Here is a 6,775-nt window from a genome sequence, read left to right as displayed (position 1 = left end):
GTCTGTGATTGGCCACTTCCTTGCCAACAGTCGATATGATTTTGCCAAAAGGTGCGTTTTTGTTCGGTCGTCATGGCGTTGCCCTCTGCTTACTGTGAGGGTGCAGGTTAGCGGGTAAATCGCAAAGTTATTAGATGGGGTTTATTGATCGCTTACACAGTTTGAAATGAAACCTTGCTAACAAATAGACGGTTTTACGTTCCGAACTAATTTCAGAAATAGCCTCTAATATTTCTTGTACGTGCTTAACCGTGTTATCAGCAGAGATGTCTTTTCTAACCAGTAGAACAGCAGGCGAGGATGTCTGTTTAACGGTCGCTATTTGCTTTTTAACTTGAGCAGGGTTTTGTGTGATAAATCGAGAAGCGATATCACTTATGCTGTTATTGAAACGAAAAGTTTTGTCTAAAGCCGTCGTTTTCGTAGCCCCAAATAAGCTTTCAAAACCGGTCGTGAGTGATACATCGCTACCCGTGAATCGGTAGATTGCCTGCCAATCGTCTCCCACACAAAAGACGGAAGCGTTCTTTCTAGCATCCCTTAGTGCCGTGACTAACCTCGCTCGGGGTTCGGATATATCCTGGAATTCGTCTACGAGAATAAATTTCCACGGCGAGATAAATAATCCTTCTCGCACATAAACGATAGCTTTAGCGATCATATCGTCAAAGTCTATCTCTTGATGCTGATTCAAAAGCCTCTCATAGCGCTCAAAAAGAGGTTTTAATAATTCAAAAGCGGCTCTAAGTAATGCTGATTTTTCATGACTTTCAATAATGGCGTCAAAATTTTCTAAATGATAGCAGTTGGCTTTATAGCGCTGTAATAGTTTGGACAATATCCCTGCGAACGTAGAGATAACACCAAACTCTTCAAGGGTGTTCAACACAGCCTCTTGAGGGAGTGGATCAAAGCTGACCCCTTGGGCGATCAACTGAGCTTCGAGTCTTGGAAGTAAAGCGTCTTCTCGTTGATCATAATGAAAAGTTTCAACGAGTTTTGTTTTATTCGCTTTATGCAATTCTCGCTTCCAAGCGATGCCTTCGTTATAGCTGGTCTTATCGATATAGGGAGCGGTATTGCCGTCGCGATCTATACCAAAATGCTCAATATAAATCCCATGCTCTGACAAGTAGAAGTCAGGGTAGTATTGCCTAAATTCTGGGGTGCGTGTATCCGCTTCTTTGTACGAGGCTTCATATTCATACTCAACCCCCATTCTGAAAAGCCAGTTAGCGATATAGCACTCTTCAAGGCTCTTAACATTTTCCCCTTTTAACGTTCTTATCTCATTCGCACGAATAAATTCAATATACTCACCCTCAGAATTAAACTCAAAAGGATTTGCTGCGGGATATAAGAACTTTTCAAAGTAACGAATGGTCTTAGTCTGGTAGTCAGGATCTTTAAGCAACTCAGTGAACCAGGTATCAACGGTTTTGTTGAGCAGTTTTTCGTCGGTGGCTAAAGGTGAAATAGCAGGCTTTTTTTTCTCTACTGATGCAATAATGCTTTGCCCCAGTGAATGAAACGTCCGAGCAGTAATATGTTCAATCCCCAGTTTTTCAGTAATCTGTTCCCTCATTTCCTCGGCTGCTTTATTGCCAAACGCTAACATCAAAACCTCTTTAGCTGAGGCTTGATTACTATCAATCAAGTAACCAACACGACCTATCATCGTGCTAGTTTTCCCCGTTCCCGCACCAGCTAACACTAAGTTGTTGTCTTCATCGATGATGCAGGCATCACGCTGCTTATCTGTTAAGGGATTGGACTCTATTCTGTCGAACAACTCTCGATGAGCTTCTTTTTGTTGCTCAACGTAGCTTTGACGCTGTGCTTTCAGGAATTCAGGATGAAGGGAAGACCATTTATAAAGCAGCACAAAGCTGTCTAACAGGCTCTCTGGCAACTCGTCGTATAAGTCTTCAGGTGGCACTTTAACTTTGTTTAAGACCGTTTGGGCATATTCAGATATCTTCAGGCAGTAGCTAGTGCGGAGATAATGAATCCTATCAGTTTGATCTTTTATTTGGCTTAGCGCCTTATTTACAGTCGCTTCATGGTGTTTATAAAAGCACAGCAGCACCTTCTTTCGAAAGTCAGAGGCGTCCGTATGATTAGTCCACTTGATCTCATAGCTTTCTTGCTCGGAAGGGATCATAACTGAGCTAAAAAACAGACCTTGCTTCAGTGTTGGAGGCTCGAGTAATTTCTCCCAAGTAACAAGAACTGAATCATGCGACTTTCTGAAAAGACGAATACCTTCAGGTTCAGGCTCAGCACTGGTGATTTTACTTTGGAAGAGTAGCCCTATAAGGCCACCTTTTTTTGAAAGTGAATCCATTTACCCGTTAAGCCTTATTCGTAAATTGCTTTCCTCCCTATGGGAGAAACGTTTATCCAATATTACCAATAAAACCTGATAGGTAGCAGTCGGGATCTTCTTTAAGCGTCAACATGCATGGTTGTGCTTTATTTTTCAGCTCCTTCGTACTTCGAATCGCTGCACCACAGTGCAGGATGTGTCAGGATTGCTTTCAGAGGCATAGGCTGGCAAAAGGAATACTTCCAGATAGCGTTTAATTGGTAAACCGTAAATGGATTTTACGAAGACCGTCTTAGAGCCCGCATTTGCCGTCTGTATATCGTTACCAAGAATATGATGAGCAACACCCTCTGCCATTCGCTTACTATCTAAATTGGCTACACAAAGAAATAAAATATTTTCATATTAGCCCTTTAAATTGAGCGTTGATTGACCCTTGCTGATAACGCTTCAGCTGACTCTTTTCGTTCCGAGTAACGGTCAACGAGGTAGTCTTTTTTATCACGGACCAGTAACGTGAATTTCATTAACTCCTCCATGACGTCCACAATGCGATCATAATAAGGTGACGGCTTCATGCGGTCGTTGTCATCAAATTCAAGAAACGATTTGGCGACTGAAGATTGATTTGGGATAGTCAACATGCGCATCCAGCGTCCTAAAATACGAAGTTGATTGACAGTGTTAAATGATTGTGAGCCACCGCATACTTGCATCACTGCCAAGGTTTTGCCTTGAGTTGGCCGCACCGCACCAATTGACAGCGGGATCCAATCAATTTGTGACTTCATAATGCCGGTCATTGCGCCGTGCTTTTCGGGCGAACACCACACCATGCCTTCACTCCATTGCACCAGTTCGCGTAATTCCACCACTTTAGGGTGTGAGATTTCCTCGCTATCAGGTAATGGTAAACCATCGGGATTAAAGATACGTGTATCTGCGCCCATCGCTTCTAGTAAGTAAGCTGCTTCTTGAGTGACTAAGCGGCTGAATGAACGTTCTCTGAGAGAGCCGTATAATAAAAGGATACGAGGTTTATGCGTGCTTGGCACAAGGGCAACCCCATCAGTATTACTAGGCGTTTTGAATGATTCTCTATTGATATTAGGCAAATGATTCATGATTAATCCTTCTGCTCAAAAGGGTTCTCAAGCGGGCAGCACAGACCATCATCGGTTTTGGCAGTGCTGGCTTTGATGTTGATTTGTTCTAGAAAGCTAGCGAGGGTATTTATGCTACTTGGCTTCAGAGTGTAACAAACCCGAGGATGTTCGATTTCACCGACAATGACGCCGGCAACTTTCAGAATTCGTAAATGTTCAGAAACTGTAGATTGAGCTAATCCAAGATCAGCGGTGATTTCACCACCCACGCAAGATGTTTTACTGAGTAACAAGCGGATTATTTTGACGCGGGCAGGGTGAGCGAGTGCCTTTGCAGTCTCTGCTATAGATTCGTCTTGTTCATTAAATAGCTTGTTCATAATTCCATCAAATCGTTTATCGTCGAATAACAATATTATAAACGGCTGACAAGCTGTCAATCAACCTCTGCAATAACCTTATTGAATATACTGGGTGTCGTGGTCAACAAAAACTGGCTACTACTTTAGAGGTTTTTGGTAATGCAGATATGTTTTTTGCACTTAAGAGGTGGACCTATTGGAGACTAGGCCTGCTAACGTTGGGGTGTTTAAGGTGATGGTGAACTGCGGTGCTTCATTGCAATTTTTTTAGGCTCAACAAGTGGGTACGTGATTTTTCATGGTTCAACTGATTGGGGAACCATATTTTCGAATAGAAACCCAAAAATAAAAGGTAGATAAATTAGGCTCTGACAGCTTATCTGAGGGCGATTTTGATTCATCTAGGGTAGAGGCGTTTCTTTCCAAAATAAGCCCGTATTAGGCTTTTGGAAGCGTTTAAGTAGCGGTCTCATGATAATGCTGGTGGATGTAGCATACACACCAATAAAAAGTCGTCGTAATCGAATGCTTTTGCGCTGTTCAGGACTCGACGCGGAAGAGGGGAGGCTGCACCATCGCCCGATATGTTCTGTTCAGGACTCGACGCGGAAGACGGGGTAGGCTATACCATCGCCTGATATGTGCTGTTCCGGACTCGACGTGGAAGACGGGGGCGGTGTATTTGCTGCCATATGATAGTGTCTGTGGGAGAGGTATTCCGCGCTTTAGCTACTCATGGATAAACACTTAAGGCGACCCAAAGCCGCAGAAAAGGTCCACAGAGTCTAGGTATTCCGTGCTTTAGCTACTCATGGATAAACACCTAAGGTGACCCAAAACAGCAAAACGTCCACAGAGTCTAGGTATTCCGCGCTTTAGCTACTCATTAATAAACAAACAAAATCCCTTATTATCAATATATTAACGTAGGGTAGACCGCACCATCGCCCGATATGCGCTGTTCGGGACTCGACGCGGAAGACGGGGATAGTCCGCACCATTACCCGATATGCGCCATTCCGGGCTCGATGCGGAAGATGGGGGTAGGCCGCACCATTACCCGATATGCGCCATTCCGGGCTCGATGCGGAAGATGGGGGTAGGCCGCACCATCACCCGATATGCGCTGTTCCGGACTCGACGCGGAAGACGGGGGGAGGCCGTACCATCGCCCGATATAAGCGGCTCCGGACTCGACGCGGAAGACGGGGTAGGCTGTACCATCGTCCGATATGTGCTGTTCCGGACTCAACGCGGAAGACCTATAGTGCAGCTGTCCATTTTAGTTTTTCAGAGTGACTGCTCCATATAATCTCCTCGCCTACTGGGGCTCGAAGATTGGTTTCACTGCATCCAGACAAAACCGCGATCGACAACGCGATAGAAATAGCTTTCTTCATGATTTTCTCATTAGTGAAGCGTGTAATTCGCCATTAACTCTTGGGGGCATTCAACGATAGAAACACCGCGGGTCCAAAGAATATGCTTGGCCGTATCGCTAATTAAACCTATATCCATTACTTGATCGGCGGGGTGGATCTTAGCTGGTGGGTCTATGCGCGGAACTATTGGATTGCTGATGACTGTAAATACGCCATATGGCGATTCGATATCTGCTATTAATGCCAGGTATCTCCATGGGTTTGTGAGGAATTGCTCAAACGGAACATCTCCTAACAAATCATAGATGGATCCATACACTCGTTGCCAATAGGATTCGTGTTTCATGTTTTGTAATACCTTGCGCTTGCGTTTAATGAATTTCGTGCTTGCCAGTTCATTATGAGGCATCTTGAAAAAACGCAACCCGCCAACCTACTCTTCTCCTTTCTCCAGCTTGTTCAAAGTTTTTATATGTGACTGTTGTAGATCTCGGATGGCGCGCTCGGCTTTCGTTAGCAGCATTGAAAGGTGCCGCAACATGACAAATTGAGGCTCAAGCTCATCATAAAGCTCAGTTTCGTATGGTCTTCGTTTTGATGTGATGACTATTTGCCGATTGTAATTCTGAGATTTGCCTTTTGCTATACGTTTAGAAAGAACTGTCGGTCCGCCCTTGCGTCGTCGATCTTTAGCAATAGGGTTCTGTTCTAACCAATCGATTGAAATGCCATTTGAGTTCGGGTTCCGTCTAGCTCGGCATATGAGGAAGCCCCACTCCTTTTCGCTCAGCTTCTTGTGTGCGTCTTCGCGAAATAGGTGATAGAAGTAGCACTTCTCTCTAGCCAATCGGTATGCCTGGTCGCTGATCAATTTTATTCCGTACCGGATGAAATCATAGCCATCCATGTGCTCTTCAAGGTCTTTTAGAGTGCTCATTACATCGCTTGGTAAATCAACGTCGTTTTCTTTGTCTTTTAAAGCCATTTTTTTGGTCCCATTGATTGTGATGACTTTGTCATATACCTACCTCTCTGACAAAGTCGTTGAGTTTGTCAGAGACCGGAGAGACTGAATCTTAATAATCTCTTTTCTGACAAGCTGCCACGACCTTGTCAGAATCTCTCTCTGACAAACTGACTCGATTTCTTAAAGGGGAATTCTGTTGCCATCAAAATTTTCACCCCTTTTTGCTTTCTTACAAACTGCCGCGTCCTTGTCAGAATCTCTCTCTGACAAACTGACCAGATTTCTTAAAGTGGAATTCTGCTCCCATCAAAAATTTCACCCCTTTTTGCTTTCTTACAAACTGGCGCGTTCTTGTCAGAATCTCTCTCTGACAAACTGACCAGATTTTCATGAAGGGAAATTACGCCCCAATCCGAATTTTCACCACTTTGTACTTTCTTACAAACTGCCACGTCCTTGTCAGAAATATCTATGACAAACTCGATCGTTCTAAATCGTGAAAAAAAACTGCTAATAATCTCGTACTTGTCAGAACTCTCTCTGACAAACTCGATTGATCACGATTTGTGAAAAAAAGTGGTCAGTTTGCATTTTGTAGTGGCATAGTGAATTTGGCCACCTAATTAGAG

General features: G+C 43.9%; 6 protein-coding genes. All 6 read right to left on the bottom strand.

Translation table 11 applies throughout. The features are described 5' to 3' along the window. Positions 1-130: 130 nt before the first annotated feature. Positions 131-2,347, bottom strand: a complete 2,217-nt coding sequence (locus KO512_RS16330; protein ID WP_215953416.1) for a UvrD-helicase domain-containing protein — start codon at positions 2,345-2,347, stop codon at positions 131-133. A 395-nt stretch (positions 2,348-2,742) separates the two neighbouring features. Continuing rightward, on the bottom strand, positions 2,743-3,453 hold the full coding sequence (arsH, locus tag KO512_RS16325) for an arsenical resistance protein ArsH (RefSeq protein WP_215953415.1): 711 nt from the start codon (positions 3,451-3,453) through the stop codon (positions 2,743-2,745). Between the two features lie 2 nt (positions 3,454-3,455). Then, complete coding sequence (locus KO512_RS16320; protein ID WP_215953414.1) at positions 3,456-3,815, bottom strand: ArsR/SmtB family transcription factor; 360 nt, start codon at positions 3,813-3,815, stop codon at positions 3,456-3,458. A gap of 1,244 nt (positions 3,816-5,059) precedes the next feature. Further along, on the bottom strand, positions 5,060-5,197 hold the full coding sequence (locus KO512_RS20550) for a lipoprotein (RefSeq protein WP_215953413.1): 138 nt from the start codon (positions 5,195-5,197) through the stop codon (positions 5,060-5,062). 10 nt (positions 5,198-5,207) lie between these two features. Continuing rightward, positions 5,208-5,525 (bottom strand): hypothetical protein, encoded by a 318-nt coding sequence (locus KO512_RS16310; protein ID WP_215953412.1) that lies wholly within the window; start codon positions 5,523-5,525, stop codon positions 5,208-5,210. An 87-nt stretch (positions 5,526-5,612) separates the two neighbouring features. After that, positions 5,613-6,164 carry a conjugative transfer protein MobI(A/C) gene (gene mobI / locus KO512_RS16305; RefSeq protein ID WP_215953411.1) on the bottom strand — a complete coding sequence of 184 codons (552 nt, stop codon included), beginning with the start codon at positions 6,162-6,164 and terminating at the stop codon, positions 5,613-5,615. Positions 6,165-6,775: the final 611 nt, after the last annotated feature.

The sequence above is a fragment of the Amphritea atlantica genome (assembly GCF_018860855.1).
Classification (GTDB): domain Bacteria; phylum Pseudomonadota; class Gammaproteobacteria; order Pseudomonadales; family Balneatricaceae; genus Amphritea; species Amphritea atlantica_A.
Note: the sequence above shows the minus strand (reverse complement) of the source record. Positions and strands in the feature narration are given on the sequence as shown.

Coding starts and splice junctions, on each gene's coding strand:
- KO512_RS16330 (WP_215953416.1), bottom strand. CDS start 2,347: ATGGATTCACTTTCAAAAAAAGGTGGCCTTATAGGGCTACTCTTCCAA.
- arsH (WP_215953415.1), bottom strand. CDS start 3,453: ATGAATCATTTGCCTAATATCAATAGAGAATCATTCAAAACGCCTAGT.
- KO512_RS16320 (WP_215953414.1), bottom strand. CDS start 3,815: ATGAACAAGCTATTTAATGAACAAGACGAATCTATAGCAGAGACTGCA.
- KO512_RS20550 (WP_215953413.1), bottom strand. CDS start 5,197: ATGAAGAAAGCTATTTCTATCGCGTTGTCGATCGCGGTTTTGTCTGGA.
- KO512_RS16310 (WP_215953412.1), bottom strand. CDS start 5,525: ATGAAACACGAATCCTATTGGCAACGAGTGTATGGATCCATCTATGAT.
- mobI (WP_215953411.1), bottom strand. CDS start 6,164: ATGGCTTTAAAAGACAAAGAAAACGACGTTGATTTACCAAGCGATGTA.